The sequence below is a fragment of the Paraburkholderia sp. BCC1885 genome (genome assembly GCF_900996235.1).
GTDB lineage: Bacteria > Pseudomonadota > Gammaproteobacteria > Burkholderiales > Burkholderiaceae > Paraburkholderia.
Window position 1 is genome coordinate 1 of record NZ_CAAJGM010000221.1, and the last position, 26,651, is coordinate 26,651.

Annotated in this window: 23 protein-coding genes, 1 tRNA gene and 1 pseudogene; 13 read left to right on the forward strand and 12 right to left on the reverse strand. The window is 55.0% G+C overall.

The genetic code is table 11. The features are described 5' to 3' along the window. Positions 1–117: 117 nt before the first annotated feature. Together FQ755_RS26365 and FQ755_RS26370 are read right to left on the reverse strand one after the other, a co-directional pair. Positions 118–648 (reverse strand): annotated as a pseudogene (locus FQ755_RS26365) (IS5 family transposase); the annotation flags it as partial. A gap of 543 nt (positions 649–1,191) precedes the next feature. After that, positions 1,192–1,267: transfer RNA gene (locus FQ755_RS26370), tRNA-Thr, on the reverse strand. A gap of 415 nt (positions 1,268–1,682) precedes the next feature. On the opposite strand from FQ755_RS26370, the gene FQ755_RS26375 reads away from it, so the two are divergent. The 3 genes from FQ755_RS26375 to FQ755_RS26385 all read left to right on the forward strand — a co-directional run bounded on the left by FQ755_RS26375 (position 1,683) and on the right by FQ755_RS26385 (position 3,340). Beyond that, positions 1,683–2,396 (forward strand): hypothetical protein, encoded by a 714-nt coding sequence (locus FQ755_RS26375; RefSeq protein WP_260858874.1) that lies wholly within the window; start codon positions 1,683–1,685, stop codon positions 2,394–2,396. A 117-nt stretch (positions 2,397–2,513) separates the two neighbouring features. Continuing rightward, complete coding sequence (locus FQ755_RS26380) at positions 2,514–2,846, forward strand: hypothetical protein (RefSeq protein WP_260858875.1); 333 nt, start codon at positions 2,514–2,516, stop codon at positions 2,844–2,846. Then, positions 2,846–3,340, forward strand: coding sequence for a hypothetical protein (locus tag FQ755_RS26385; protein WP_144157958.1), 495 nt, complete (start codon positions 2,846–2,848; stop codon positions 3,338–3,340). The genes FQ755_RS26380 and FQ755_RS26385 overlap by 1 nt, the downstream gene beginning before the upstream one ends. A gap of 6 nt (positions 3,341–3,346) precedes the next feature. Here FQ755_RS26385 and FQ755_RS26390 read toward each other — a convergent pair whose 3' ends face one another. After that, positions 3,347–3,685, reverse strand: a complete 339-nt coding sequence (locus FQ755_RS26390) for a helix-turn-helix transcriptional regulator (protein ID WP_313957478.1) — start codon at positions 3,683–3,685, stop codon at positions 3,347–3,349. Between the two features lie 35 nt (positions 3,686–3,720). Here FQ755_RS26390 and FQ755_RS26395 point away from each other — a divergent pair, with 35 nt between their 5' ends. The 3 genes from FQ755_RS26395 to FQ755_RS26405 all read left to right on the forward strand — a co-directional run bounded on the left by FQ755_RS26395 (position 3,721) and on the right by FQ755_RS26405 (position 6,088). Next, entirely contained in the window at positions 3,721–3,978 is a 258-nt protein-coding gene (locus FQ755_RS26395; protein ID WP_144157959.1) for a hypothetical protein, read from the forward strand. Between the two features lie 223 nt (positions 3,979–4,201). Continuing rightward, complete coding sequence (locus tag FQ755_RS26400; protein WP_144157960.1) at positions 4,202–4,993, forward strand: class I SAM-dependent methyltransferase; 792 nt, start codon at positions 4,202–4,204, stop codon at positions 4,991–4,993. Positions 4,994–5,257: 264 nt separating this feature from the next. Beyond that, a complete protein-coding gene (locus FQ755_RS26405; protein WP_260858876.1) occupies positions 5,258–6,088 on the forward strand; it encodes an SIR2 family NAD-dependent protein deacylase in 831 nt (276 codons plus the stop codon). Positions 6,089–6,478: 390 nt separating this feature from the next. On the opposite strand, the gene FQ755_RS26410 is transcribed toward FQ755_RS26405, so the two are convergent. Next, entirely contained in the window at positions 6,479–6,775 is a 297-nt protein-coding gene (locus FQ755_RS26410; RefSeq protein ID WP_144157961.1) for a hypothetical protein, read from the reverse strand. A gap of 329 nt (positions 6,776–7,104) precedes the next feature. Here FQ755_RS26410 and FQ755_RS26415 point away from each other — a divergent pair, with 329 nt between their 5' ends. Beyond that, positions 7,105–9,585, forward strand: a complete 2,481-nt coding sequence (locus FQ755_RS26415; RefSeq protein ID WP_144157962.1) for a hypothetical protein — start codon at positions 7,105–7,107, stop codon at positions 9,583–9,585. Between the two features lie 778 nt (positions 9,586–10,363). Then, positions 10,364–11,671: a hypothetical protein gene (locus FQ755_RS26420; RefSeq protein ID WP_144157963.1), complete on the forward strand. Its 1,308-nt coding sequence runs from the start codon at positions 10,364–10,366 to the stop codon at positions 11,669–11,671. 437 nt (positions 11,672–12,108) lie between these two features. On the opposite strand, the gene FQ755_RS26425 is transcribed toward FQ755_RS26420, so the two are convergent. Both FQ755_RS26425 and FQ755_RS26430 read right to left on the reverse strand, forming a co-directional pair. After that, a complete protein-coding gene (locus FQ755_RS26425) occupies positions 12,109–13,083 on the reverse strand; it encodes a hypothetical protein (RefSeq protein WP_144157964.1) in 975 nt (324 codons plus the stop codon). A gap of 242 nt (positions 13,084–13,325) precedes the next feature. After that, positions 13,326–13,943, reverse strand: a complete 618-nt coding sequence (locus tag FQ755_RS26430; RefSeq protein ID WP_144157965.1) for a recombinase family protein — start codon at positions 13,941–13,943, stop codon at positions 13,326–13,328. Between the two features lie 300 nt (positions 13,944–14,243). On the opposite strand from FQ755_RS26430, the gene FQ755_RS26435 reads away from it, so the two are divergent. After that, positions 14,244–15,173, forward strand: coding sequence for a helix-turn-helix domain-containing protein (locus FQ755_RS26435; RefSeq protein ID WP_186308664.1), 930 nt, complete (start codon positions 14,244–14,246; stop codon positions 15,171–15,173). A gap of 811 nt (positions 15,174–15,984) precedes the next feature. On the opposite strand, the gene FQ755_RS26440 is transcribed toward FQ755_RS26435, so the two are convergent. The 3 genes from FQ755_RS26440 to FQ755_RS26450 all read right to left on the reverse strand — a co-directional run bounded on the left by FQ755_RS26440 (position 15,985) and on the right by FQ755_RS26450 (position 19,443). Beyond that, entirely contained in the window at positions 15,985–16,467 is a 483-nt protein-coding gene (locus FQ755_RS26440) for a hypothetical protein (RefSeq protein WP_144157967.1), read from the reverse strand. Between the two features lie 406 nt (positions 16,468–16,873). Next, the gene (locus FQ755_RS26445) at positions 16,874–18,730 is read right to left on the reverse strand and encodes a hypothetical protein (protein WP_144157968.1); all 1,857 of its coding nucleotides are present in this window, start codon (positions 18,728–18,730) and stop codon (positions 16,874–16,876) included. A 122-nt stretch (positions 18,731–18,852) separates the two neighbouring features. Next, positions 18,853–19,443, reverse strand: a complete 591-nt coding sequence (locus FQ755_RS26450) for a hypothetical protein (RefSeq protein WP_144157969.1) — start codon at positions 19,441–19,443, stop codon at positions 18,853–18,855. A 1,199-nt stretch (positions 19,444–20,642) separates the two neighbouring features. Between FQ755_RS26450 and FQ755_RS37615 the strand changes: the two genes are divergently transcribed. Both FQ755_RS37615 and FQ755_RS26455 read left to right on the forward strand, forming a co-directional pair. Further along, positions 20,643–20,792, forward strand: coding sequence for a hypothetical protein (locus FQ755_RS37615; RefSeq protein WP_171991723.1), 150 nt, complete (start codon positions 20,643–20,645; stop codon positions 20,790–20,792). A gap of 221 nt (positions 20,793–21,013) precedes the next feature. Further along, on the forward strand, positions 21,014–21,610 hold the full coding sequence (locus FQ755_RS26455; RefSeq protein WP_144157970.1) for a chorismate mutase: 597 nt from the start codon (positions 21,014–21,016) through the stop codon (positions 21,608–21,610). A 5-nt stretch (positions 21,611–21,615) separates the two neighbouring features. On the opposite strand, the gene FQ755_RS26460 is transcribed toward FQ755_RS26455, so the two are convergent. Continuing rightward, the gene (locus tag FQ755_RS26460; RefSeq protein WP_144157971.1) at positions 21,616–22,782 is read right to left on the reverse strand and encodes an exonuclease domain-containing protein; all 1,167 of its coding nucleotides are present in this window, start codon (positions 22,780–22,782) and stop codon (positions 21,616–21,618) included. Between the two features lie 438 nt (positions 22,783–23,220). Continuing rightward, on the reverse strand, positions 23,221–23,424 hold the full coding sequence (locus FQ755_RS26465; protein ID WP_074300443.1) for a cold-shock protein: 204 nt from the start codon (positions 23,422–23,424) through the stop codon (positions 23,221–23,223). A 412-nt stretch (positions 23,425–23,836) separates the two neighbouring features. On the opposite strand from FQ755_RS26465, the gene FQ755_RS26470 reads away from it, so the two are divergent. Both FQ755_RS26470 and FQ755_RS26475 read left to right on the forward strand, forming a co-directional pair. Continuing rightward, complete coding sequence (locus FQ755_RS26470) at positions 23,837–24,082, forward strand: hypothetical protein (protein WP_144157972.1); 246 nt, start codon at positions 23,837–23,839, stop codon at positions 24,080–24,082. Positions 24,083–24,604: 522 nt separating this feature from the next. Then, positions 24,605–25,789 (forward strand): porin, encoded by a 1,185-nt coding sequence (locus FQ755_RS26475; protein WP_144157973.1) that lies wholly within the window; start codon positions 24,605–24,607, stop codon positions 25,787–25,789. A gap of 183 nt (positions 25,790–25,972) precedes the next feature. Here the strand turns inward: FQ755_RS26475 and greB are convergent, their stop codons facing one another. After that, entirely contained in the window at positions 25,973–26,542 is a 570-nt protein-coding gene (gene greB / locus FQ755_RS26480) for a transcription elongation factor GreB (RefSeq protein ID WP_144157974.1), read from the reverse strand. Positions 26,543–26,651: the final 109 nt, after the last annotated feature.

The window sequence follows — 26,651 nt, forward strand, 5'->3', positions numbered from 1 at the left end:
TCATGTCGTGCATCTGAATCCCGATCACGCTGAACAAAACAGCGCCATCGCGCAACCCCGGCACCAAGAGCGAAAAGCAGCGTAAATCTTATGCGGCGAGGCGACAACTACCTTGAAAACTTCCGCTGTCTGGCCCGTTACCTGCTGAACTTGACGGGCGAGCTCGGCCACCTGCGCTCGCTCCTGCTCGTTGGCCGGCGTAATGTGCACAGCCAGCAGATTGCCCAGCGTATCGACGGCCATGTGAACCTTGCTGCCACGCTTGCGCTTATAACCGTCGTAACCCGCACGCGGGCCGCTTTCGCACGTGGACTGCAACGTGCGTCCATCCAGGATAACCGCGCTCGGTTGCCCCTGACGCTCTTGAGCCACACGCAGCACCGAACGCAAGTCGTTGACCATCGCCTCGAAACAACCCGCGTTCAGCCACCGTTGTGTTTGCTGATAGACCAGTTCCCACGGCGGAAAGTTGGTCGGCAGCATACGCCACGAGGCACCGGCTCGCGCCATCCAGCGCAGCGCGTTGAACATTTCGCGAAGTTCGTATCGGCGTTGCGGTGCGTCTTCGTTCATCAAGGTCAGGTACGCAACGGCGAAGCTCCATTCTTCGTCCGTCACGTCCGTTGGGTATGGCTTGCGTGGTGTCATCACACCAGGATACCAGGTCCGACTGAAAGTGCCTAACACCCTCTAACGCCTTCACATAGATCGTCCCAACTGACTCGGCTCACCTTCCAGGCGAGGTAGGCATCATGCGACTGCTTGAGAATCGGCAGGACCAGCCATTTGAAAGAGTGCTGCAGCAGATATATGAATAAGGAAATAAATGCTTTCAGCAATTTATCCAGTATCGCCTTGCCGAATACTCCGAAGTGCATAAGATTCTCCCTGCCCGTTGTCAGGCATCGGCGCTGTCAATTCCGTGCTTGTCGCGATTTGCTAGCGTTTTAGCAAGCAGCGACACAAAGTTTCAAGAGCAGAGTACTGAAATACGGAAGATTTTGCGAGAGAGACGTGCGTGACAGCCCCCCCATTGAGCCGTGACCGAACGCTGAACGCTCGAACCGGACACCATCGTGTTGGGTGCACAGCAAGATCGGACGCCGGTGTGCCGTGGCACAGAAAAAATACCTCGTGTCGCAGAAAACGACAACGCCCGCATATGCGGGCGCTGTAAGTGCTTGATTCTGTTGGTGCCGGAAAGAGGAATCGAACCCCCGACCTTCGCATTACGAATGCGCTGCTCTACCGTCTGAGCTATTCCGGCACGCTACTGACCATGCCACCAAGCCCGACAAAATCGTTCGAAGCGCTGATCAGAAAGAAGCGAGATTATAGCGGCGTTTTTGCGCCCTGGGAAGGGGCCGATCGAATTTTCCCTAACTCGATGTCGTCTCGGTGTGCCATGGTTGTGCCGCGCCCTTTCACCCGTCCGGAAACGGTCCCACCCGTGTTGGAGCCCTCGACCGAATACGGCGCGTAGATATTGCTGGCGGCACCGAAAAACCTATGCGCGGACCAAGATCATTGGGGGCCGCCCAGATACCAGCGCCCAGCTGAATTCGACTATGCTGCGCGTGTCCGCAGATATCGAACAAGCCTACCCGGCTCTACACTTGATCTGCGAATTTCACCTCTTTTCGCGTGCCTGACCAAAGTCATATGGCCGTTGCTGATGTGATTTGACCCTGATAAAATGGCGATACGACTGTAAAACCGACCAAAAACCGGTTTTCGGCTCGCCGCTCGCGCCGCAGCGCATGCCTGAGCGAATCCGCTGGATGTTTACCGGATTTCGCTTCGAATTTTCTCTCTCCGAACCACCCAAAATGTCCGATGCCGTCAGGCAGGCGTTGCTGCGCGCTTCCTTTTTGTATTTTCAGGAGTCCTCTATGCCTGTCCTCCCAACCGGTGTCGAAAGCACCCCGACAACCTTTACCCCAGCATTCACGTTTGTTCCACAGACTAACGATTTTGACGACGTTTTCGCCTGCGCCGCGATGCTATCGGTCAAGAAAATCGAAGAAGTCAGGGACATCGCCATCGCGAAGACAAAGCATCCTGCACGCGGCCCGTACTATTTTGGCGAGAGCCAGATTGCAGCGTTGCTGGCCCAGTTAGGTCTCGTGGCGACCGTGTACAAGGAGATCGGCCGTGTAGCCGATATTCCCGACGTCGCTTTCCTGCTGGTCGACTACAACGACGAGATGGAGATGGGTCGACACATCCTGTTTCATCGCGCGAAGGGAAGTCATGCGCCTGGCACGATCGAATACGCGCTTGATCCGGCGCCGTGGTGCAAGCCCGCCGACCGCGTGCGCACCAGCTTCAGGAATATCGCCGGCCACTGGGCGATCGGCATCCACGCAATGAACACCAAAGGCAACGGCAAGTAGTCACGCTGTCAGAGCCGAAGTTACCCATCGCATCAGGGGCCAGTGTTGAGCGCACTGGCCTTTTGCATTTCTGGCGGCGCGCATCGTGGTCGCCAGTCAGCGTTCAAGGAGAGTCAGATGAGTATCGACAACCAGAGTCCCGAGCCTGGCGCCGCATCGTGCCGCACCTTGCAAAAGCCGCCGCCGTTGTTCCGGCTGGGGCGAATCGTAGCGACCAGAGGAGTGCTGGCGCATCTTGAACACCACGGCATTGCGGCCGACCCGTTTCTCAGGCGGCACGCGACCGGCGACTGGGGTGACGTGCCCGCCGAAGATGCAAAGTCGAACCAGCTGGCCGTACAGCACGGCGCGCGTATCCTTTCAGCGTATGAAATCGCCGGCGAGCGGGTATGGCTCATCACCGAAGCCGACCGTAGCGCGACAACCCTGCTGTTCCCGTTGGAGTATTGATGCCAATCATACCAACGACCGTCACCATGATTGGAGCCGGCTTCATACCGGCATACCGGCGCGTGCAGCAAAGCGGCGACTTCGACTGCTCGCTCGCGGTCATCGCCATGATCTGTGGCACGACCCTTGAAGCCGTGCGCAACGTCGCCATCGAGCGGTTTCGGCATCCGGCACGGGGACCTTACTGGATAACCGGCGAGTTCATCGCCCAGGTGCTCGCGCACTACGGATACGACACGGGCATGTATGAAGAGCCCAGGGCGGTCAGCGACATACCCGATCTGGCGATTGCCCTTGTGGATTATGACGACTGCACCAACCTCGGTCGGCACGTGCTGTTCCACCGCGCCCGCGCCAGCCATGACCCGGGCATCAAGGTTGAGTACATCGTCGATCCGGCGTACTGGATCGAGGCGCAGGAGTATGTGCAAACCGACCTGCCGCCCGTTCACTGGTTCCTTGAGGTTCGTGCAATGAAAGCGGGGTTGGGCTAGCGCTGCTCAATCCGATGCCTTCTCCGCTGCGCTGGCGTCGTGTACCGGCGCAGCGACAAGCTCCGCCATCGTCACCCCGAGTGCCTTCGCGATCCGCTCGATGTTGCAGATCGAAATGTTGCGTTCGCCGCGCTCGGCAGAGCTGATGTAGTTCGGGTGCAGGTCCGCTGCCTCGGCCACTCTTTCCTGTGTCAGCTCTTTGGCCTTGCGGATACGGCGCATGTTGGCCGCGAAGAGGCGCTGGGCATCACACTTTTGAGTTGGGTTGGGCATGCCGGAAGTGTTCCGGCGTGTCGCCACGAAAACCACACACTTTAAGTTTGGTTTGAGGTAAAGTGCAAACATACCAAACTCAAAGTGTTAATTTTGCGAGGATCTTAATGAATCGAACCTTCCTCGCGGCTGTTCCGGCCGCGTCAGCATCGATTGCCAGTGCGCAGAGTCTTTCCGAGCAGGACATTAACCTGATGGCTACCGCGCAGAAAGCGGTCAAGACGTACACCAATGACGCCATGCAGCTTGGACGAGGGACGCAAAAAATGAAACTGATTGAGCGGGCAACCCAATGGCTGCGCCAGCGGACAGACTCCCTTGGCCGGTTGCGGGTGTCTTCGCCGACAGTACCTTATGCACAGTAGCAGATCACGTTCAATGGGGAAGTGCCTTGCTCGGCTCGGCCTGAATCCGGTCGATGAATTCTTGTGGATCCGCGTCCAGCACTCGAAGAAGGTCGAATAGTTCCACAAGAGTAGCGCGCCGCACGGCTTCTGGACGTCCGAAGCTTTTCGGGTGGTGAAAATTTTAAGGTGATTGTCAGATATATAAAAAGGAGTACGAATCAGTGCTCCTGAAAGGAAAATCATGTTGCAATCAATCGAAGATAGGCATCGAAACGGGAACGCCTATCTGAATCATGTCTGTCCGGTCTGCGGAACCGTGTCCTCGCTGTATTTCGAGCGGGACGGTTACTACCTCGACCGGTGCCCGACCTGCCATTTCGTCTTTGTTCGCAACGTCCCGTCAGAGCAGTCACTGGCCGATTTCTACGGTACCTACTATGGGGAAACGGAAGTGTTTGTTCCGGTTACGCAGAAACGGCTGAGCAAGTGGTTCAGCAAGGGCATTGAGAACTGGTGGCATGCGCAGAATATCGTGCGACATGCGCAGGGACGCCGCCGGCTGCTCGAAATCGGTTACGGCGAGGGCCATCTGCTGACCGCCCTCAAGCGCACACGCAAATTCGAGCTCGAAGGCATCGATTATGCAACGGCGCCGATTCCGTATCTGCGGGCGAAAGGGATCAACGTAGCCAGCGGCAGCCTGTTCGATCAACACTACCCGGATGGACGTTGGGATTTCGTCGTCGGTTTTCACGTGCTTGAACACGTGCAGCACCTGGATGCGTTCATGAGCGAGGTGCGCCGGGTGCTCGCAGAGCGCGGCCGGGTGTATTTCGTCGTGCCATGCGTGACGCATTTCTCGGCGGTCAGGGCCGGACCGAAATGGAAGATGTTCGGGCCGCCCGGTCATCTGTGGCACTTCTCGGTGCCCGCCATGAAGAAATTCATGGTGGATCGAGGTTTTCGCGTCATCTTCGCTCACTGCATTTCGAACCGGCCGCATCTGACGGTGCTTGCAGAAAAGAACATCTGATTAGACGAGACAGGTCTTCACCAGCCTCGCAATCGCGGCCTGCCGAATTTTGATCTAACCTTCCGGCGCATGCCACGCCAGTTTTCCCGCTACCGGATCTGTCGTACCGAAGCCAAGGCGCGATGCCCTGGCTTCTTGCGTTTTTGGAGTGGGTGTTTTTCCAACCAGTGGAGCATTTCATGTCCTGCAACTGTTTAGCTGCGCACCTTGGACCGGCGCTATCGGTCGGCTGTCGGCGCCGCGCCAGAAATAGAGGAGGAGTTGATGACCGATAGCACGACCGATGACGCGCTGGCGTGTGCGGTTCAATGGCTGCGCGAAGCCGACGGTCTGCTGGTTACCGCCGGAGCCGGCATGGGGGTCGATTCGGGGCTGCCGGATTTCCGCGGCACGGAGGGTTTCTGGCGCGCATACCCTGCGCTACAGGCAGAAGGCGTGTACTTCGCAGATATCGCCAACCCGGCGGCGTTCCTCCACGATCCGGCACGCGCATGGGGCTTCTATGGGCACCGTCTCAATCTCTACCGACGTACGGTTCCACACCATGGCTACCGCATCCTCGGGCAGTGGGCTGAGCGGATGCAGCACGGCGCGTTCGTGTTCACCAGCAATGTGGACGGCCATTTCCAGAAGGCGGGGTTTGCTGACGGGCGGATTGCCGAATGTCACGGTTCGATCCACTGGCTTCAGTGTGTCGACAGGTGCGGTGAAGACGCGTGGTCAGCTGATGGCCTGGGCGTAGAGGTCAACGACGCAAACTGTCGGCTGTTGTCGCCATTGCCCCGGTGTGTGACATGCGGTGCTGTTGCGCGACCCAATATCCTGATGTTCGGCGACTGGAACTGGATCGGCGCACGGACTGCCCGGCAGATGGCCCGGCTCGACCGCTGGCTGTCGTCCGTACAGAAACTGGTCGTAGTCGAAGTCGGCGCGGGTAAGACGATACCAACGGTGCGGCACTTCAGCGAGCGGCATGGCCCGCGCGTGATCCGCATCAACCCACGCGATTACGCCATTCACCTGCAGCGTGGCGTTGGCGTCGCCGGCAATGCGCTGGACATGCTTCACCGTCTCGACCATATGCTCGACTGCTGATATTGGTCCGGGCTGTTGTCGGCGGTTACGAGGACGACCTCGTCATGTCGGAGTATGCGGCGGTGTATGCAGATTAGCACTCGCTATGGGCGCGAGGTCTTCGCGCTACTTCAGACGCTGGTATGCGAAGAAGTTCGCCGCCGTGACAGAGAGTTGTGGCTGCATTCCGGGTCTGTGCCGATTGTCTCCCCATAGCCGTATCGGCGAACTGTCGAACCGGAAGCTGGTGGTGACGGGACGAGCAGAGTCGGCCGCGATTCGTCACCGGCCAACTTGCGCCGCTGGCAACAGATAGCGCTCGGCCAGTTCGAGACATTCGATACGCAGGGGCAGATCGCTTCAATCGGCATCGACAACTGCGCTGTCTCGGTGAACGGATAATTGGCCGTGTCAATGTAGCGTACGGCCCGGATCATCCGCGTCGCGCAGGGCGATGCGCTGCAGGAGGCTGTCGCGGCATTCAATCTTGATCTGCCGCGCGACTTCTTCAATGAACGCGATGCCGCGAAACGGCGTGATCGCCGCATCAATCTGCGCATTGAACTTGCAGATCGCAGCCTCGATGCTGGCCGGATTGTCGCGATCAAAGCTGAGCGTAATCGTGACCTGCCACAGCGCGTCGAGCGCATCGGCGGCGCGGGCGTCAAGCTCGCGGCAGCTATCCGGGCCAATGGAATCCCCGATCATCGCAATTCCTCCTCGAATACGTGATACAGGACATTATCAGGCATGTCCTGTATCGGTGAAAGGTGGTGGGGTGTCCATTCCATCTCGGCCAGGAGCGGCTATCGGTCCGCAGCTACGTCCAGACACCCTAACGTCGGCTCTGCTCAGCGATCCGGCCGTTCAAGCGGCGTTCATATTTATGGCCTCGCCACCCGCAGAGATCATGGCGCACGACCGAATCTCACGACAACGCGCTGACGCAAGACGTAACCAACATTGCAAGCGTGTACGATTGAGTTAGCATTCTTACCATGCCAGATAACGACATATGCTGCGACTAGAGGGCCCAAATGCACGCACCGTTTGAGATGACCGAAGGTCAAAAGAGACTCGCGGCAATAATAGAGGCGTTGCCACCTGATAGCTCCCACTGGAACGAGGCCCAGAATAGATATCAGTTTGTTGACCGTTTACTGGAAGAATGTCTGGGATGGGAGAAGCCAAACATTGAAGTGGAGCGGTTTGATGAGCTTGGTGGCCGTGCTGACTATATTCTCGGAAAACCCACCAAGGCTGTTCTTGAGGCTAAAAGGGAGTCGATAACATTTGATATTCCCCCAGCACCGGCAGGGACAATTTTGCGAAAAATTCAGCCGTTAATGCAAGCGTCGAAGGAGTTGTCTGCTGCTGTCCGGCAAGTCATCCCTTATTGCGCAATTCACGGTGCACAAATAGCGATAGTCTGCAATGGCCCGCAGCTTATTATATTTCAAGCACTGACGCCCGGAGAGTCACCACTTGACGGCGAATGCTATTTTTTTAATAGTCTTCAAGCTTATTTGTCCGATTTTCCTATGTTGTGGAAGTTGTTGTCACCGGAGGGGATTTCCGAAAATCGGGCATATCGGGATTTAGCTCTGCACCGTCACCCGAGGATGCCGCCGAAAGCATCCACGTCGATTCCGGAACCTATGAAGTACCGTTACCGGAACAATTTTCAGGAAAATTTACGGTCACTATCATTTTTGCTGCTTGAGGAAATTGAAGAGAATCAAGGCTTGAAAAGCGATTTCTATAGAGAATGCTATGTACCAATCGAGGCGAATAATCGCCATCTACTGCTCAGCAAGAGCATAATAGAGTCGCGGTATCGTCGCTCTGGCATCGATGGGATTACCCCTTCTGCATTCGATTCTGTGGCTGTGTTAGACCATGAAGGGGAATTGCGAATTGATGATCCATCTGTTAGTGGCGGAGTTGGTTCTCGTCCGATAGTAGTCATCGGAGATGTAGGCGTTGGGAAAACCTCTTTCTTCGAAAATCTGTTTGAGAGCTTGAATAGCACCGAGAAAGCTAATACATATTTTATTCACATCAACCTCGGGATCAAGGCGAGCCTGGCAAATGGTATAAAGGATTTTGTGTTGTCGGAAATTCCATCCACACTGAAATTAAAGTATGGGGTTGATATATTTACCGCAGATTTTGCAAATGCAATTTATCATCAAGATTTGAAGGATTTTGACCTGAGTGTGGAAGGACAGCTCAAGGACATTGATCCGCCAGGCTATGCGAAAGCTCGGATCGCATTTCTCACGAAAAAGATCGAACAACGAGATATGCATTTGCAAGCATCCCTTGGCCACATCGCTCGGGGTCGCAAGAAACAGATTATTCTAGTGTTGGATAATGCAGATCAGAGAACATTTAGCATTCAACAAGAAACATTCCTGATTGCACAGGAGCTGGCGGCATCTCGAAATTTGATCGTTTTTGTTGCCCTGCGTCCGAGCACTTTCTATCTTTCAAAGACTACCGGCACCCTTTCGGCGTATCAAAACAAGGTATTGACAATATCGCCTCCACCTGCCGATGAAGTAATCCAAAGAAGGTTAATATTTGCCGCTCGAGTTGCGGAAGGAAAAGTTGCTCCGGCCACCTTATCGGGAATTCGATTAAATCTTGGAAATATCGTCTTATTTTTAAAAGCAACACTACGATCAGTTAGAACAAGTGACTCCATCAAGCAATTTCTCAGCAATATCACCGGCGGTAACACCCGCGCGGTAATCGAGCTTATCACGGGTTTCTTCGGCAGCCCAAACGTAGATTCTCAAAAAATTGTGAGAATAGAGGAGTCGGGTGGCGATTACAAAATTCCACTACACGAATTCACCAAGCACGCTTTGTTGGGTGAATATGCATATTTCAATGCTCAATCCTCCCTCGTTGCTTGCAACATATTCGATATCGGCTCGGCTGATCCCCGTGAGCACTTCCTACCTAGCTTAATTGTTGCATTTTTGAGTTCAAACACAGGGGTGCTAGATAACGACGGATTTGTTCATGGAATTAATGTAATAGACGAAATGGCACGACATGGATTTCTAGTGGAGCAAGTCCGTTTTGGCCTTCGGCGTCTTGCTGCGAAGCGTTTGATCGAAACACCTCACGCGCATTATCGCGAAGTTCCGGTCGACGATCACGTGCATCCCGAGCAATTCCACTTTCGCGCAACGTCCATCGGTATTTATCATGTTAGATTTTGGACGGGATCATTCGCGTTTCTTGACGCTGTGTCAACGGATACGCCGATTCTAGATCAGGATGCACGCGCTCTAGTTTCGAAATTTGCATCCTCTTTTTCAATTGAAGATAGACTTAAAAAAACTGAGTTCTTCTTAAAATACCTTGAGACTCAATGGCATTTCTCGAATTTTGTTTCAAATTACTATGATTTCATATCACTGATTCAAGCGCAAAGCGATAGTTTCGCCTCCGTAAGGACTGTCGTGCAACGAGCCGCGAATAGGCAAGCTGACGATCGTTAGCGAGGAGCTTTCGTCCATACAAAATATATTAAGACTACTTTCCGACTATTATTTTCGATCCAGCAAATCGGGACGGTTGTCCGTTTAACCTCAGGAGCCGCCGTTGGATTACCGGGGGCTCGAACGGAGGGATTGAGTCGATGCATGAGCGTCTGCATACCGATCCGAAGCGCCTTGAGATAGCCAAAGAACGACGGCTGGCACGGCATAAGGATGCCGGGTAGATTCGCGTTATTTCATTTGCGAACGGCAACTTCAGAGGCACACGTCTCTTCAGGGTCGCGTCCAGCCGGTCGGGAGATCGCGAGGTTCGAGCCAAGTATGCACTTCGCATGAGGCGGCACCGGCCATGAAGCGTCGTTCGCCTGAACCGTTGCTCGGACATTCAATCGTCGGTTGCACTCAGCAAACCGCCATTCGATCCTCGATGACGTACATCGCTTCTCGGCGTTTGCCGACGTTCATCGATCGGCGGTGAGACGGCCGCTCAACGATCCGGATGGGCCGTTTGTCAAGCAGACACGTCGACGGTAGCTAACCGCCCCTTATCAAAGTGCGAATTGATGCATCCCAGTCTTCCAGCCTTAGACTGCATCGTGGGCAGCCTCACGCGCCCTTCCGACCGTTCCTACAGCCGGCCAAACCGAACATGAAATAGGCGCTGAGCAAAGGGGGGAAGTCCGATTTCATAGTCATCGATGCGCCGTTCGACGCCCGGATCAAATGTTAGACTCACAAACGCGTGCGTCGATATATCGCTTCCCCGAGACTCAAGACGATGAAATCCACAGAAAATCAAGAGCGCGTTTACAACATCCTTGTGTATGGCTTTGAACAGAAGGGGCTCCCCGTTCCCGCCGAACCTCTTCGAATGAAAAACTATTCCGTGTTCTTCGAACGTTATGGCACTGCTAGGCGATTTCAAGAATACGATGGCGTTGTCTTATTTCAGGGGCTATTCGAGACGTTTGAGCGACGCGGTAATTACGGGAGATCATATCTCCTGCATAAATATGACCCAGATGAACTGGACAAGCGAAAGAAAGAGACCACGCTTTTGCTGGAGAAAGAGGGCTTTCTCTGTTATCTGCTGACTGAACTTTTCGTCGACCACGCGGATGGACGAGACTATTCACGCACCGATCTCGTCAAATACCAGTTGTCCCACAGTCAATTCTATCGCGAGAACTTCGCCTCGCGCCATGCTCATCTTGCGCCTGTGCTCAGCGAATTCAAACGATTCCTAGACATGTTCGGGGCGGCTAACAGCTATTTCACGTCTTATAATGATTCGCTCGATTTCTGTCCATTAGCGACTTCTAGTGGAAAGACTGTCGGATTCGTGCTCAACCGAGGCGAGTATGTGGTCCCCTCTTTGGTTCCTGATAGTCGCGAAGACATCATCAAGGAGTATCTTGAATTATTAATCGATGCCGTAACTGCAGTGCAAAACAAGATGCATCAAACTTTGCCTGAATGGATCGTCTCATACAAGTTTGAAGAGGAGGATTCATTATCTGAGAAAAGAGATGATCTACGTTCTGCAATAGCCGAAGTCGATGATCGATTTCAGAAGTTGGCCATGTTCAAAGCGGCTCTCTTTCATAGTGGCCCCGATCTGGTCGCCGACGTGGGTGCGATACTGCATGCGGCGCTAGGCACACCAATTGATGCGATCGATGACTTGCGAGAAGACATCAAGCTATTAGACGATGATGGAAAAGTAATCGCGATATGCGAGGTAAAAGGTATCAATCGCGGAGTCGGGCGGGAGAACATAAACCAGACCGATTCGCATCGCGCTAGGTCGGGATTTGATGATCAGTTCCCTGCATTACTTATCGCAAATACGAACATAAAGAATGCGCGATCGATAGCAGAGAAAGATCAAGAGATCGATGGGCAACAGATCAGGCATGCAGTAAATATGCGTATTCTTGTCATGCGAACTATTGACTTGCTCGGCGTGCTTCGGCTAGTGCTCGCAGGAAAGGTAGCCCAAGAAGATGCTCGCGCCCTTATCCTAGGGAATGTTGGTTGGCTGCGTGTGGAGGGGGACAGAATCAACGTCCTTAACGGACAGTAGAAATCCCGACGCGATTGATCAACTCTCAGCGTACCCCACGTAACCGCCTACCTGACCGGCATATCGAGGCTGCGCGCCGAAGACATTGCATGTACGGCTGCTTTGGCTTGAGAACGGCCGCTGTCGTCGAGGGTACTTAAATGACGGCAACGGGTCGATTTCGGCCGGCGCAACCCCGGCACGTTCAGAGTACCCACCAAAGAACGCCCGGACATCCCGGACGTTTGTCTTCAACAACTGCGGGATTTTTCACTCTCTTCGGCAACGCTTTTTCAACTTGCTTGGCACAGCTTTCACTTTCTGTGGCGCCGAAGAAGACCGGCCACCTGCTAGTGTCCGCTCGTCGCCGTCAAGGATTCGACGTTCGTGTGTTGCGATGGCAGTCACCAATGCAGTCCGGCGGTTGTTCCGTTCGCAATTCACGGCGAGGTATCGGCCTAACCGGTCCTGGCCGGTTTCAGTTTTGCGATGATTCGAGTCCAGCAACTAGAGGGATTTGGGTCTATCCGTTTAATTAGATCTGAATCCTCTTTCATGAACACGTTGTAGTAATGTATATATCTGACTTTAGTGGTCTTCCACACTGGCGCGCGGAAACACCTTCGCTGGATGACAACACCGAGGTTCGCTTCATGCTCAATGTAAGCACGCATTCTAATATAGAACTCCTTCATTATGGGCCAAATGGTCTCGCGAAGAAATGGTTCGTCGATATCTCCGACTTCCACCCCGGCACACAGATATTCGTAAAAACTCAGGATATGCTGGACCGATTCCACAATAGGAAATTTAGCACGTCCCTCAGAGAATTTCCATTCGGATGCTGTTGCTCTGGCAACGAGTAATTTATCCGCGTCATCCGGCGTCATTATCGAGCCTTCTGGCCACTGGGACATGACGTTGATTCGGTGATTGTTGAACACTTCGCTGAGTCGAAAATGAAAAAGAACGTTCAGCGTATGTTGTTTGCGCGCGTTGCGCGAATTTTGATTCCGCTGACCGAGCCAGCCAATCGTTGCCATGATAGCTGCCAGCGATGTTACGCCGTCGCTCGTTTTACCGACATAAAATAACCACAGCGGAAATGCCAGAAAGAGTACAGTAACCCACGTCAACAGCCCTCCGGCATCCCGGCGAGAAAATATATATCGTCGAACGAACCGAATAAGAATTGCCACGACGGCGACCAGCACTCCAAACCCGTCGAGAATCAATTCTTTCACCTCAGGGGGAAGGCCGAGAGCGGCGTCAAGCGAGGCCTTCGAATAGGTGCCCCTGAACAAGCCGGCAGCCAGTATCGCCGCCACGATAAGAAGCCCTATCGTGAGGTCAAAATGTGGTCTGCTTCGATGTTTCGACATCATCGCCTCCATCGCCAAACGTATTTTCGTCGCCAAAGAATTTTTTAGCACTTCTCGTTGGCGGGGACTTCATATCAAAGACCACACGCGCACGTTACTCAAACGCCCTTGAGCGATTTGGGTGGGGTAACGAACACAACGGCGAAATTCGCCGGACATGAAGCGTAGTTCAACAGAGACTCTGTGTCGGTAGCGTCGCGCGCTACCGTCGGAAATGCCCCGCCGCCACGCGCCTATCGCACCACCAGACCAGCACGTCTATCGCGGGAACTTCCCCAAAAAAGCGCCACCTGTTAGGTCTGCTTGTGGCGGCTTCGAACGTCTCTTACGGGTCGTCTGCCCGTCGGTGCCGCGCAGTACCTATGTACTGTTACACGGTCGATGCCGAAGGTCCGCGCGAGCGCAGTACGGTTTTCACCAGCGTCAAAACGTCGCTTCAACTCGATCTGCTGTTCAGTCGTGAGCTTCGGCTTACGACCTTGATATTTCCCGCCATCCAGACGCGCACGCGCGATGCCTTCGCGCTGCCGTTCTCTCCTGATCCCGTGCTCGAATTCCGCAAATGCGGCGAACATGGTCAGCGCCAGTTTGCCGCCCGGCGTGTCGGTATCAAATCCCTGCATGAGAATGACTAGGCGCACACCTCTCGCGCTGAGCGTGTTGATTTGCGTCAGCACGTCAACGGTGCTACGGCCAAGCCGGTCGAGCGCGTAGACGACGAGCGTGTCTCCTTCGCGGAGATAGGCTGAGCACTTCGCCCAACCATCGCGGCTGTCGGCGGCGGTGGTGCCGCTCGCTGCTTCGTCTGCAAACTCCTTCCCCACTTTGTAGCCAGCGGAGTTAATGGCCTGCCGTTGGTTTTCGACCGTCTGCCCAGCGGTCGAAACGCGCAGATACGAAATGATGCTCATCGTGATGTTTGTCGTTGTTGCAATAGGGTATATTTATTATTTTGCATCGGACCCTATATATTTGCAACATAATACGCAACGGTTTAACTTTGCTCAGGCGCGTGGCGTTGGTGTTTAGCCAAATGCAACAACATGTCGCCTCGCTCCGTCAGCGTGATGTCGGGCGCAGGTCTATTTCCGGCAGTTTGCGTTCGCGAAACGGTGTCCGCACTAAGTCGCACGACGGACGTCGTGGACGAAGTAGTATGAGTGTTCAGCGGGGCGTCGCGAGGTGTGGCTAACGATCAAGGGGATCGCAGCGTGTACGAAACTATTGAAGATATTCAGTCTCTTCGAGACGTCGTGGCCGAGTCAGTCAGCCTCGAGTTCAAAGCCGGAGCCAAACTCGACAACTTGAATGAGCGGGCGCGGTTGGATCTGATCGCGGACGTTACAGCGTTCGCCAACGCGGGCGGTGGTACGCTGATATACGGTGTCGGCGAAATTCAACGCGACGGCAAGTCCTATGCTGGCGACATCTCGCCAGTGCAAGACGCTCGAATGACTCAAGATCGGCTGAGGGAGATCATCGTCTCCAATACAGACCCGGTGCTGCGCGGTTTTACGATCACGCACATCCCGGCTGATGGCGGATCGATCTTCGTTGTCAAAGTCGAAGAAGGCGATACCGCGTATCAGAATACCTGCGACCGCAGGTATTACGGTCGCATCGACGCATCAGCTCAACAGATGCACGGATTCGCCATTCGCGACGTGATGAACCGGCGCACGCGACCTCACGTAACGGCCTCATTCAAAGCAGTTACTCGCGGCGAAATACGAGGTGACCAACGCGAGTACGTACTGCTTGGAGAACTCAAGAACGAAGGTAACCTCACAGCGCACCACTGGGCGCTGCGAGTCGCAATCCCCGATGTCATCGGAACGCACGACGGTCAGATGCTGCAGCACATGCGCAGGCACGGTGAGGACCGCATAGAGGGCCTCGGCTACACATGGTACCGGTACTTGTCTGAGCGAATCGATGGCCGGACACTCCGGATATTGCCCGGCGAGACATTGGATCTGCGCGAGAACTTCCATGAAACTGCACAGCTGGTCTTACGCGTCGGAAGCCACGACCAACAGCGGATCATGGAGCACGCGCCTGCAGTGTATTGGGAACTGTTCGTAGACGATGCGCCCAAGCAGAAAGGCGAGCTACCCTACGCCGACTGGTGCGATTTCTGATCGAACTAAGCAACTTGGAACGCGAGTCCCACGAGCAAGGTCCATCCCTTGTGTTTGTTCGCAGCCGGATACACGATGCGCCGACGGGCGTAACCGATGTGCGAGCATGAGCGGTCGCTCAGCGCAGTGGCAACCAATGTCGGAGATGGATCGACCTGTGCCCGACGCAGGCCGACTTACGTCGCACCGTGTTATTTAATCCGCACTGGATCGAGTGCAGCCAGGAAGCGGCATTAGCTCGTCCCGTCAATCGGACGTTCAGACGTCGGCCCCACTTTGCTTCCGGTCATCCGATTAGCGAAGACGAACGTTCCTTCATCGGCCCTTGCAGGCGTTCGCCGGTAGTATCGTTATCATTATTCGTTAGCATGGAATTAGCCATGGGCAAAATTGACTCTTCGTCACGAACGAAGCAATGACTACAGCACTTCCCGAGACACCTAATTGGGACAAAACGAAAGGATCTCTAGTGACCCCTTGAATCATCCCAACGGGGTTGACCGTTTTGTTGACGACAGCGCAACCGCTCATACCCTTCACTGGTGGGTCATCGGTAGATATCAGCAGGTAACCCTGTGGACTGTGAAGGATTTTGGGCCACCGATTTCCCGTTAATTGAAATGTGCCAAGTACACGTCCTTGACCGTCGCCTTGTGGGCAACCCCAATATACCTCCATTCCTCGAGGCAATTGGTCGGCGACATGCACCACCTCATATCCACGGTTCGACCGGTCGGAGACATAGACACTTAGTGCTATTACGCCAGTACTGAAAAGAACAAGCGTCACGAGGAGAAACCATCGTAAACGCTTAATTTTCTGGGCCGTCAATTTGGAGCGTCCTCGCAATACGCGCTATCTTCAGCGCGAGTTCATCAGTAGTAAACCCCAATGTAAACGCAATGGCAAGGTTACTGATATATCCCGCTGTTAAAACTGCGCCACAAGAGATAGCGTCAGAAAAATGATTGAAAAATATAGCGGCCACGATTCCCGAAAACACCAGTCGCTTAAACGCTTTCCTGACTCGATGCTCAGTTTGACCAAGAACGTTGAGCCACGCTGAAACTAAAATGCCGATCAGTATGCCTGCGTACTCCGTGTTCAAGTTTGGCACACTCCCCGCAGTTGACGTGGTGAAAGCCTGCCGAGCATCAAGATCAAAAAAACGAACAAAGTTCACTGGAAGGTTCGAAATTCCGCCGTAGGTCATAGTAACGGCCACGACTGAGAGAAATGCGCCCAGTAATATTATTCCGGCGATGGTCTTGTCGAGCGAAAAATTGCTTTTCATGTCCCGTCTACCATGTTAAGGACGGCCAAAGAACGGATCAATGCTGTCGTTAGGTGAGTGCCTCGCGCTGACGGTAGACTAAGAAGCTAGTGCCAGAGAAGTCAGTGAATTGTGGTACGTCGGACCTTCACGACAGTATCACCGCAGAACCCGCTTGTGTGTGGGCTAGACCACGAAGACCGCGAGTCCCTACACATACCGGACTTAATATTTGCTGGTGTTGGCAGAGGGCCATCACGGCCAAGCCGATCAAAAATCGCATCGTCTAGATCTACTGCTCGCCGGTTCTGATAACCAGATGAAGGAACTGGCTACGCAATTACGGGCATGACTAAATATCCGTCAATGAATCAGATAAAAACACGACTCCCGATTGCGAGACCGATATTTTCCGTTGACCATCGCGCTATGGTGCGTTGCTCCTGAACAACCTGATCAGTAAATTTTGGCTTTGTGCATTGTTGACGACGCCTTGAACTTGACCTGCCGTGATCGTTGAACAACCTGGAATAGATTCCCAGTAATTCGCTGTGCTTGGATCAAGCTCGAAGGCCTTGTGAATGTCGGTTGATATTGTTGCAGTCCATTTGAAGTGCGTAGGATCTATCTGCTCTCCGACAAGGGAGATCGCCGAATTTCCAGATGATGGAAAGATTCCTGTAATGCTGCCTTGTAGCGCGACCAATGGAGTAGCTGTATCGAAATAGCCGTAGCTCCAAGTGACAATACCGCTTGAGGGTCCCTTTGGAAATTGTTTGCCCCCAAACCCGAAGACTATCGGGGATTTTGTGTTGTCACTAAACGAGATCGGCCCTTGCCACTTCTTTCGGGCAGGGACAATGCTAGTGAGATCGATCGATTTGATACTTATGCCAGCGTTGCTTGCCTGCTCAGAGGTAAGGGTGGGATCCAGCTTCGCGCCATTACCAAGATTCTGACCATAAGTGGGGCCAACAATTTCGTCTTGAAGCTGCAGCGAGTCGTTCCGACAGGTGGGGGTAAACGTTACTGATAGGCTGTCCATGGTTGACCGCGACCAATTGATGAGCGATCCACTGCCGCCGCCACCACTCGAACCACCATTCGAACCACCGCTGCCGGAACCACCACCACCGCCACTCGGGCCTTTAAAGTGAACTAATGTCCAGTTATATCCAGCATTTAGTCCCCAGACAAGGTCAAAATCGATGATTGATGAGAACGACACTGTCGTTGAGCCTAGTCCGCCCGCACTCGCTGCACCGAATCCTGCACTTTTCGCGGCTTTGGCAGGTGCGGCCGGTTTTGCAGCCGGTTGCAGCTCGCCGAAGGCGCCTAGCAATTGGCTTTCAATGTGCGGCGTAAGTGATGACGCAGCTGTACCGGCTGGTGGTTGACTTGCACCGATGGGCGGGTGCTCAGTAAGCGACCCATCTACCGTGTCGGCCGCATACTTGGGCCCTGACGATCCGTAGAGATTAAAGCGCTGTGTGGCTTCAGCCGTAACGAGTCCATTTGCGAGTATTTCCTCGAATCCTAGGTCACCCTCAAGGCCTAGAGTTAATCCGCCCTCTGTTCGGACACCGCCATCTGCGCGGGCACCATCGCAACGATACTGAACACCTTTATCACCGAGAAGTTTGCCAATATCGATGACGTAGTTGATATCGATGTCCCGGTCCTGAGTCAACGTAAGTTGCCCTCCGGCCGACAGAGTTCGATTAAATGTTGATGAAGTGAGACTATATAGAGGAGTGATGTGAGCGAGTGACGGGTTTAGGCCTTCGTTGTGAGTAACAGTAAGTGTCATATCAAAGGCTGCTACAAAATTATCTTCCCCAATATGTTTCCAAAGTGCAATTGATTCGGGCGTGCCTCCTGGCAAGGGCTTTCCGTTTTGGTCGACGGGTACCAGATGGTCGCGTACTGCGCGGTATAGCTCGCATGAAATATGGTCAACTAACATCTGCACAGTGGGAGACTGGTTGGCGGGTTGGCTATCAGTTCTCGAATAGGCGTCAATTTTTTTATCAACCCAGCGGTCCACTTTCTTGTCTTCAGCGACAGGGTCAGAGGCAGGGGCAGGGTCATCCCTCTTGAGCGCAGCTCGAACATCACTTGTCTTGAGCGTCTCCTCGTTAGCGGGCGGCAGAGCTTCAAATGGGGGCGAGGGAATCTGGCATCCCTCCAAGCTGGCAAAAATCGCTGAGTAAGCTAGCACCAACGAAGCCCATGCTCTCATTGTCAGCACTTGCCGATACCGAAGTCCGTTTTTTGAATTCATACTGAGGTACCTGTCGGGGATCTCGTGCCGCATCAAACTGCTACCGTCGGGAGGACCGCGCTCGCGTCAACCGACATCTAGTTGATACGCTTGACTATTAAGTCGGACATCGGCGGCGGCCACTACTTTGACGGGGGATTATTTGGCACATAGCCTGGAAGCGGATAGGCGGTTCCTGTGACATATAGGTTCACGCTAATCGCGCTGTTAGGTAGTGCGCCAACGACCTGGATGCCTGCGGCCCCCGCGGCCAAACGCATGTTGACAAGCGCGCTACCGCCAAATATCTTGCCAGCCGACGCCTGAACCGGGAGAACCGTGTCAGTTCCAAGCGAGAGAATGACCATCGGCGCCACGTCACCGGTAACGTATATCCAATACGACACGAAAGTCGCATCTAGCCCGTAACCGTCGCCATACAGATCATTCATCAGCGGAACCGGCCCCTCGAATGCCCCAGAGGGATCGGTCGTAGCGGAAAACCCGATCACGGAACACTGAGTGAATCCGCCAACTCCCTGAGCGAACGCGGGTAACGCCGAAGCGAGCGGCACCGGTGTCACGCCGGCCACCTGTGCCGGCGCATGTACGGGGATATTCGAATAAGATCCCGTACAGGTGGCCTGAACCACCGGCGTGACGGTTAGCAGCGCAAGCAAAACTGGAATCGCACAGACGAGATGTCGGGTTTGAAAGCTGAAAGGCTGTGTCACCGACGTCCTCCCATATTTTTTACTTCGACGGGAACGTACTGCGCGGTATCGCTGTTCGCCTCAACTTGCGTTCGTACTTGGCTATCGCTCCACGACGTCGTTCATCCGCCCAAAGCAAGAACCAACAAACCACTAAGCATGAACTGTTTCAAGACATGCATGCTCGTCTCCGCTTCACAGACAAATCACTCCCACCATGCCGACGGCGTATAAGCAGTGAGACAGAGCGGTACGGCGAGCCGGGGGTTACGACGAAGGATGGTGCATAACGGGGCCCCCGACATATGAATGATTTCGCGAGCAACGTGTCGTGCGTTTTCTCGAATAAGGGTAGTCAAGGCTTCGCAATAGTCAAGAAATGGGGTGCGAAACTAGACTAGGTTATATCAGCCCACAAAAATGTGGCGCACTCGGGACCTCCCCAACATCATCGACTAGATAGGCATTGCTTCGCCGTTGCAGCGCTGGCACACTGATGGCACAGCGACAATGAAAGCACGGGATAGCCAGCGATTGGAAATTTCGTCAAACGTCACGTAAGTTGCTGAACTTATTGATCTTCAGTTATCGCAGACTCTCCTTACCTACCATGAAAAACGCATTCGTAATGCGAAGGTCGGGGGTTCGATTCCTCTTTCCGGCACCAACAGATTCAAGCAAAAAGCCCAGTCCTCGTGACTGGGCTTTTTGCTTTGGGGGCTCGGTTAGTCTGCAGCGACTGGCCAGATGCAACGTGCATTTGTCCTTTCGTGGTTATAGGTAAAAACAACGTCAAACGCGTCAACGGAAATCGTGAAAGCGTCGTTAACCTAAAAACAGGCATGCCGTTGCGAATTTCGAATTAAGCAAAGATGCGGAGCAACGGTACCGCAATGCAGCAAAGAAAATTGCTTAAGGCTCCTGATGATTAATCGCCGCGATAATGCACGTACACGTCCCGTTGCGGCGCAGCAATTCCGCGCCGCAGGCGAGTGTTAAACGCGCAGCGCGCCGGCAGGCGGACCAAAGCACCACGGCACAACGACCGGACAACTGGCCAGAAACAGCACGAGCGTTAAATTCTATTCAATCGAATTCAAGCCAAGTGATGATGTGCCGTTAAAGCAACAAACCGCGAATGAAAAGCTGTGTTGCGCGATTGCAGCACTGGCGCAAAACGGGGACCGAGGCAGATAATCGGTTCGTACAGGAGAAATGTCATGGATGCCAAACCGCCCAAGATTCCGACCCCGGATAAAGTTTTCAGTCCGGATCCGGAACCCGCTGGTGTTGAGTTCCTCGGCGCCGAACTGCCTGAGCATGTTCGCGCGTTCTTCGACGAACAACGCAAGTCGTGCGAGCAGAAATAGCCCTCGGCTGGCGCGCTGCAACATCGGGGCGGCGCTTTTTGCACGTCGCCGCTGAGGATGCGCGCGCCTCCTACGTCGGTGGCGGCCGCCGGCATTAGCCGGCCGTCGTGCACGCTGGGCTAGCCCTGCGTGGATGGTTACGCGTCTCAAGCCACGCCGCCTCCCGTCCGCATCGTTTATTCTCTGGCTTTTCCGCTTCGACCGTCCGGTCGTCCATGCTCATGAACCGTTTGTACCGTAGTGGCGTGCTGGGTGCGCTCGCGCTGTCAGCCGCACTGGCTCTTGCGCCCGCACCGGCGCATGCTGACAGCGATGACACCGCCTTGACCAATCTCATCTCACTCGTCTCGCAGCGGCTCACGCTGGCCGAACCGGTGGCGCGCTGGAAATGGGCCCATCATCAGGACATCACCGATCCGCCGCGTGAAGCCGCCTTGCTCGCCGACGTCACCCGGCGCGCCGCCGCCGCGCAAGTCGACCCGGCGTTCGCGCGAGCATTCTTTCAAGACCAGATCGACGCCAGCAAGGAAGTGCAAAACGCGCTTTTCGCCACATGGCGCAGCACCCGACCGCCCGAAGGGGCGCCGCCCGACCTCGCCACCAGCACCCGTCCGCAACTCGATCAGCTCACCAAGTCGCTGATCGCCGGGCTCGCGCGCGTGCAGACGCTGCGCGTGGCGGACGACTGTCCGTCACGCGTCGCACAAGGCATTGCTAACTGGAAGACACTCACGCGCTATGACTCCGCGCGCTCGGGCGCCCTCACCCATGCACTCGGTCACGTGTGCGAATCGGGCGGGGTCGGCGCAACCGGCTAAGCGGCCTAGGCGACGCTGGCAGTGCTTACGGCGGTGGAAACGCCAAGCGGCATCACCCGCAGACCACGTGCAAGATGCGTCTGCAGAATGCGGTAGGTAGAGAGTTCGAACCCACCGGTGACGCCCACCGCGCTCGAGCGCGATGCGTGCAGACTCGCCGCCTCGGCGAGCGTCGGCGCATGGCCGACGTAGCGCCAGCGGTCGATTACATGAAAGGCGCGCGCTTGCACCTCTGCATCGCGTTCTTCAAACACAATTGGACCGTCGAATGGCCAAGGGGCATCGACAGGATCGCTTTTCGCAATGCGCGGCAGACGGTTTTGCCCCGGCCGCAGCGTCGCGATCCATTGAGCCTCCGCGAGCATGGCACCCAGTTCGCCGCCCGTCGCCAGCCATTCCACCCGCCGTACTTGCTGGGCCAGCCGCATATCCTTCGAAGATCGACGCTCGCCCGTCAGATGCGAGCGCAGGCGCTGTCGGACCCGCACACTGCGTCCGACATAGAGCGGCACATCCCCTTCGCCAAAGAAAGCATAGATGCCACAGCCGGCTGGCGCCGTGTCCAGCAGATCTTCCGTGATCTCGCCCGCCAGCCGATAGCGGCGGAGCGTGCGCTCGATCTGCATCTGCAATGTCTCGACCGGGACCAACCCATGCAGACGCTGCCAAAACTGCCACAGCAGATCGGCGTCAGCCAAGGCGCGGTGGCGGTCAGAGGGGACCAGCGCGTGACGTTCGACGAGGGCGTCGAGGCCGTGCCGCTTTTCCGCCGGAAAAAGCGCGCGCGACAGGCGCACCGTACACAGCACATCCGGATTGAAAGCCAGACCCGCGCGTCGGAACTCGCTGCGCAGGAAACCGCGGTCGAAACTTGCGTTATGCGCAACAAACAGCTTGCCATCGAGCCGCTCGAAAAGCCCAGGAGCGATGGAGTCGAAGGTGGGCGCGCCGCGCACCATGGCGTCGGTAATGCCGGTCAGTTGCTGGATAAATGGCGGAATCGGCTGCTGCGGATCCACCAGCGTACTCCAGCGCGAGACACCCTCCGCCCCCACTTCGACGACACCGACTTCGGTGATGCGATGCTCGCCGGTTGAACCGCCGGTGGTCTCGAGATCGACAAACACGATCGGCGTATCGATCGCGGGGTTCTGCAGAAGCTGTTCAGGCATGAGGAAAGGTAGATTTCGGTGCGAAGTTTGCGGCAAGTATGCACCAGTTGGCACGCGAAGATGCGGGTGGCAGGGGCGTTTTAACGCTAGCGGGGGCAAACGGCGGCGCTTCGGACGCCTCTTTCAGGTTCTTGATTGTGAGGGGCGCGATTATGTTTCATGGCGCTACTCCGCAAAACTTTGTTGCTTTTATACTCGAAAACCCTGGGTGAATCGCGATTACTGGATGTCGCCAAGTTGCGATGATTGAATGCAACTTCAAACTGAGGTCTCTTATACCCGATTCCAGCATGCCGGATGCGCGGGATGCCACTGTCAGCGTGTAAACGAAAAAATGCGCAAACACATTCCGTTCACGCATAAAAAAGCCCTCGTCATCGCGAGGGCTTTTTCTTCGCTCCGACATTCAGTACATGGACTGAGCGCGAAACGGCCAACTTACAGGGGCTGAATGTTTGCTGCCTGCTTGCCCTTGGGGCCCGTCTTCACTTCGAAGGAGACGCGCTGGTTTTCCTTGAGCGACTTGAAACCTTCGCTACGAATTTCTGAGAAGTGCGCAAACAGGTCGTCACCGCCGGAGTCCGATGTGATGAAGCCAAAGCCCTTAGCATCGTTGAACCATTTTACGATACCGGTTTCCATATTCCAGTTTCCCTCGAGATTTTTGATTAAAACGGGCAATGCCCTCATGCCGATTACGATATGCCTGAGATAGGGGCGTAGAGGTGATAACTCATCACAACTGCCAATCGAGAATCCAGCTTTGCCGTTATACGGGGAAGAAAGATAGATCGTCAAGAGAATTTTTAATTGACGCTTATCAGGTTAAACCATAAGGAAACGGCGCCTGATGCGGCTCAATAAATGGGCCCTTCTTAAGTAAGAACAGAATAATCCGATGTCATTCTTACTCTGCAATGCTCCATTTTGCATAATCAGGAAAATTCTCCCGCCAACTGTAACAAAACATGACATTCGTAAGTGTTTGTCCGGGTTGTTCCAGTAAACGGCGCCCAGCATGATGGTTAAGCGCAGTACGTATCAGGAGATTGCCATGCTACTGAATGAACTCCACCGCCTCACCGCCTGGCTCAGTCACTCGATTCACAAGTCCCCCGCTAACGGAACGACACCCGCAGCCCCCAACTCCGTATTCGACTTCGATCCAATGTGGCACGGCGATCACTGGCAAAACCTGCTGTCTTCCCCGATGGACGCTCGGCACTATGTAATGGAAGACTGGAGCGTGGCAGGAGGGGCGGATTTCGCGACAGCAGAACTGGCCAGCGAAATTCGCTAAAAAATCCCAGCAACGGGACAAAAAAAGCGCGACTGGGAAGTCGCGCCGACAAAGGTTTGGAGATCTTTTTCGTCAACGAAAAAGTCCGCTTCGAAAAGCAGAAAGTCCAGTATACCGCCGCGCCATCCAGAAATTGGCGGTGCAATCGGCAATCATCTATTGCACTTCCACCAACAATGACGATTTTTCATTGTTTTTCCGTTGTTTTTTTGCGTCGTTTCATGTAGCAATTGAGCAACGCACCACGGTTGACACAATCACCCCCTACCCTTCCAGCTGGCGCAAAGCCTTCTCCAGCAAGGCTCGGACGAACATCGCCAATAATTGCGCGTCAAGGAATACTTTATTGCGCAAATCGGAATGCCCGCTGGCCGACCACGTCCCTACACTCTGCCTGTCCGGAAACAAGCGCGCTTGATGTACCGCGCGTTTTCACGCAGTTCATCGCCTCTCGCAGCGCAAGCGTGACGTTTCCTTGAAGCCTGGGTTTCCAAAGCCCATCCTGTTCTCGGAGTTACAAAGATGAAAAAGACACTCATGGTCGCGGCCCTCACGGGCGTTTTTGCAACTGCAGCTCATGCACAAAGCAGCGTTACGCTGTACGGCCTGATCGATGCAGGCATCACCTACACGAACAACCAGCGCGTTTCCGGCACGACCGGCCATTCGAACTGGCAAGCAACGGATGGCGCCATCAACACGAGCCGTTGGGGCCTGCGCGGCTCTGAAGACCTCGGCGGCGGCCTGAAGGCAATCTTCACGTTGGAAAACGGCTTCAACGTCGACACCGGCGGTCTGCGTCAGAACAGCCGTCTGTTCGGCCGTCAGGCATTCGTTGGTCTGGCAAGCAGCCAATTCGGCGCCGTGACCCTCGGCCGTCAATATGACAGCGTGGTGGACTATCTGGGACCGTTGGCACTGACGGGCAACCAGTATGGCGGCACGTTCACGGCTCACCCGTTCGACAACGACAACCTGGACAACTCGTTCCGCGTTGACAACTCGATCAAGTTCCAAAGCGCAAACTACAGCGGCTTCAAGTTCGGCGGCCTGTATGGCTTCTCGAACGCAGCTGGCGAGTTCTCGAACAACCGTGCATACAGCCTGGGTGGTTCGTACAACTACGGCGGCCTGAATGTTTCGGCTGCGTACCTACAACTGAACAACAACATCGGCGCAATCGGCGCGGCTGCAAACCCGGTCACGGCAGTGAGCAACTCCGGCGGTGCAATCGGCAGCGACAACTCGCTGGTCGCAGGCCGTCAACGCACGTTCGGCGCTGGCATCAGCTACGCGTTTGGCCCGGCAACGGCTGCTTTCGTGTACACGCAGAGCAACCTGAACAACTTCGTCGGCGTGAGCCCGTCGAATTCCGGCCTGAGCAACGGCATCAACTTCGGCGACGTGACGAGCGGCCACTTCCAGAACTTCGAAGTGAACGGCCGTTACCAACTGACGCCGGCTCTGAGCCTGGCTGCTGGTTACACGTACACGCAATCGAGCATCGAAGGCGCGAACCCGAAGTGGAACCAGGTTAACGCCCAGGCTTCGTACGCTCTGTCGAAGCGCACGGACGTGTACCTGCAAGGCGAATATCAGCACGTGAGCCAGGACGGCACGAACCTGAACGCCGACATCAATGGTCTGAACGCTTCGGCGAACAACAACCAGGTGGCTGTGACGGCAGGTCTGCGTACCCGCTTCTAAGCATCAGGTTGTAGCAGTATTGAAAGGCGCCGCTTGCGGCGCCTTTTTTTCGTTCTGGAGAAAGTGCTTAGGGACGAGACATACGCGCTGATATGCCCCGAAATGCGCTGTAGCGAGGCCTGTAGACGTCCTGGGCGATAGAGCCTCCCCAGAGGAGCGCCCTACGCCCCACGACTACCCCACCTAGCCACCCAGATCCGGCGGCGGATAGCGGACATCGATCACATCGATCGGCTCCGGCCCCGCAGGCGTATGCAGCGTAACCTGGTCACCGATCTTCGCTTTCACCAGCGCGCGCGCAACCGGCGAGATCCAGCTCACCCGCCCATGATCGAGGTCGACCTCATCGACGCCGACGATCGTAATCGTGTGAATCTCACCGTCCTGCGTCCCATAGTCGACGGTCGCGCCGAAAAACACCTGGTCGACGTTCTCCTGCTTGCTGCTGTCCACCACTTCCGCCAGATCGAGACGCTTGGTCAGAAAACGAATGCGCCGATCGATTTCGCGCAGACGCCGCTTCCCATAGATGTAGTCACCGTTTTCCGAGCGATCACCGTTCGACGCCGCCCACGACACCAGCTTCACCACCTCCGGACGCGCTTCGTCGATCAGATGCAGCAGTTCATCGCGTAGCCGGCGATAACCGGCGGGCGTAATGTAGTTTTTCGCACCGGCGGGAATCGCGGGTTGTGCGGCGTCGAGATCGTCGTCATTCTCTTCGCTCGACTCTTTAACAAAGGCCTTATTCATGATCTTCCATAGACTGCAGCAAACCCTGCCCATCAAGGTTACACGATCAGGACAATGAGACAAATCGCAGTTTGCGTCTTCCCTTTTTCTTGGGCTTTGCTATAATCCC

Coding starts and splice junctions, on each gene's coding strand:
- FQ755_RS26380 (WP_260858875.1), top strand. CDS start 2,514: ATGAGTATCGACAACCAGAGTCCCGAGCCTGGCGCCGCATCGTGCCGC.
- FQ755_RS26385 (WP_144157958.1), top strand. CDS start 2,846: ATGCCAATCATACCAACGACCGTCACCATGATTGGAGCCGGCTTCATA.
- FQ755_RS26390 (WP_313957478.1), bottom strand. CDS start 3,685: ATGTTTGCACTTTACCTCAAACCAAACTTAAAGTGTGTGGTTTTCGTG.
- FQ755_RS26395 (WP_144157959.1), top strand. CDS start 3,721: ATGAATCGAACCTTCCTCGCGGCTGTTCCGGCCGCGTCAGCATCGATT.
- FQ755_RS26400 (WP_144157960.1), top strand. CDS start 4,202: ATGTTGCAATCAATCGAAGATAGGCATCGAAACGGGAACGCCTATCTG.
- FQ755_RS26405 (WP_260858876.1), top strand. CDS start 5,258: ATGACCGATAGCACGACCGATGACGCGCTGGCGTGTGCGGTTCAATGG.
- FQ755_RS26410 (WP_144157961.1), bottom strand. CDS start 6,775: ATGATCGGGGATTCCATTGGCCCGGATAGCTGCCGCGAGCTTGACGCC.
- FQ755_RS26415 (WP_144157962.1), top strand. CDS start 7,105: ATGCACGCACCGTTTGAGATGACCGAAGGTCAAAAGAGACTCGCGGCA.
- FQ755_RS26420 (WP_144157963.1), top strand. CDS start 10,364: ATGAAATCCACAGAAAATCAAGAGCGCGTTTACAACATCCTTGTGTAT.
- FQ755_RS26430 (WP_144157965.1), bottom strand. CDS start 13,943: ATGAGCATCATTTCGTATCTGCGCGTTTCGACCGCTGGGCAGACGGTC.
- FQ755_RS26440 (WP_144157967.1), bottom strand. CDS start 16,467: ATGAAAAGCAATTTTTCGCTCGACAAGACCATCGCCGGAATAATATTA.
- FQ755_RS26445 (WP_144157968.1), bottom strand. CDS start 18,730: ATGAATTCAAAAAACGGACTTCGGTATCGGCAAGTGCTGACAATGAGA.
- FQ755_RS37615 (WP_171991723.1), top strand. CDS start 20,643: ATGGATGCCAAACCGCCCAAGATTCCGACCCCGGATAAAGTTTTCAGT.
- FQ755_RS26455 (WP_144157970.1), top strand. CDS start 21,014: ATGAACCGTTTGTACCGTAGTGGCGTGCTGGGTGCGCTCGCGCTGTCA.
- FQ755_RS26460 (WP_144157971.1), bottom strand. CDS start 22,782: ATGCCTGAACAGCTTCTGCAGAACCCCGCGATCGATACGCCGATCGTG.
- FQ755_RS26465 (WP_074300443.1), bottom strand. CDS start 23,424: ATGGAAACCGGTATCGTAAAATGGTTCAACGATGCTAAGGGCTTTGGC.
- FQ755_RS26470 (WP_144157972.1), top strand. CDS start 23,837: ATGCTACTGAATGAACTCCACCGCCTCACCGCCTGGCTCAGTCACTCG.
- FQ755_RS26475 (WP_144157973.1), top strand. CDS start 24,605: ATGAAAAAGACACTCATGGTCGCGGCCCTCACGGGCGTTTTTGCAACT.
- greB (WP_144157974.1), bottom strand. CDS start 26,542: ATGAATAAGGCCTTTGTTAAAGAGTCGAGCGAAGAGAATGACGACGAT.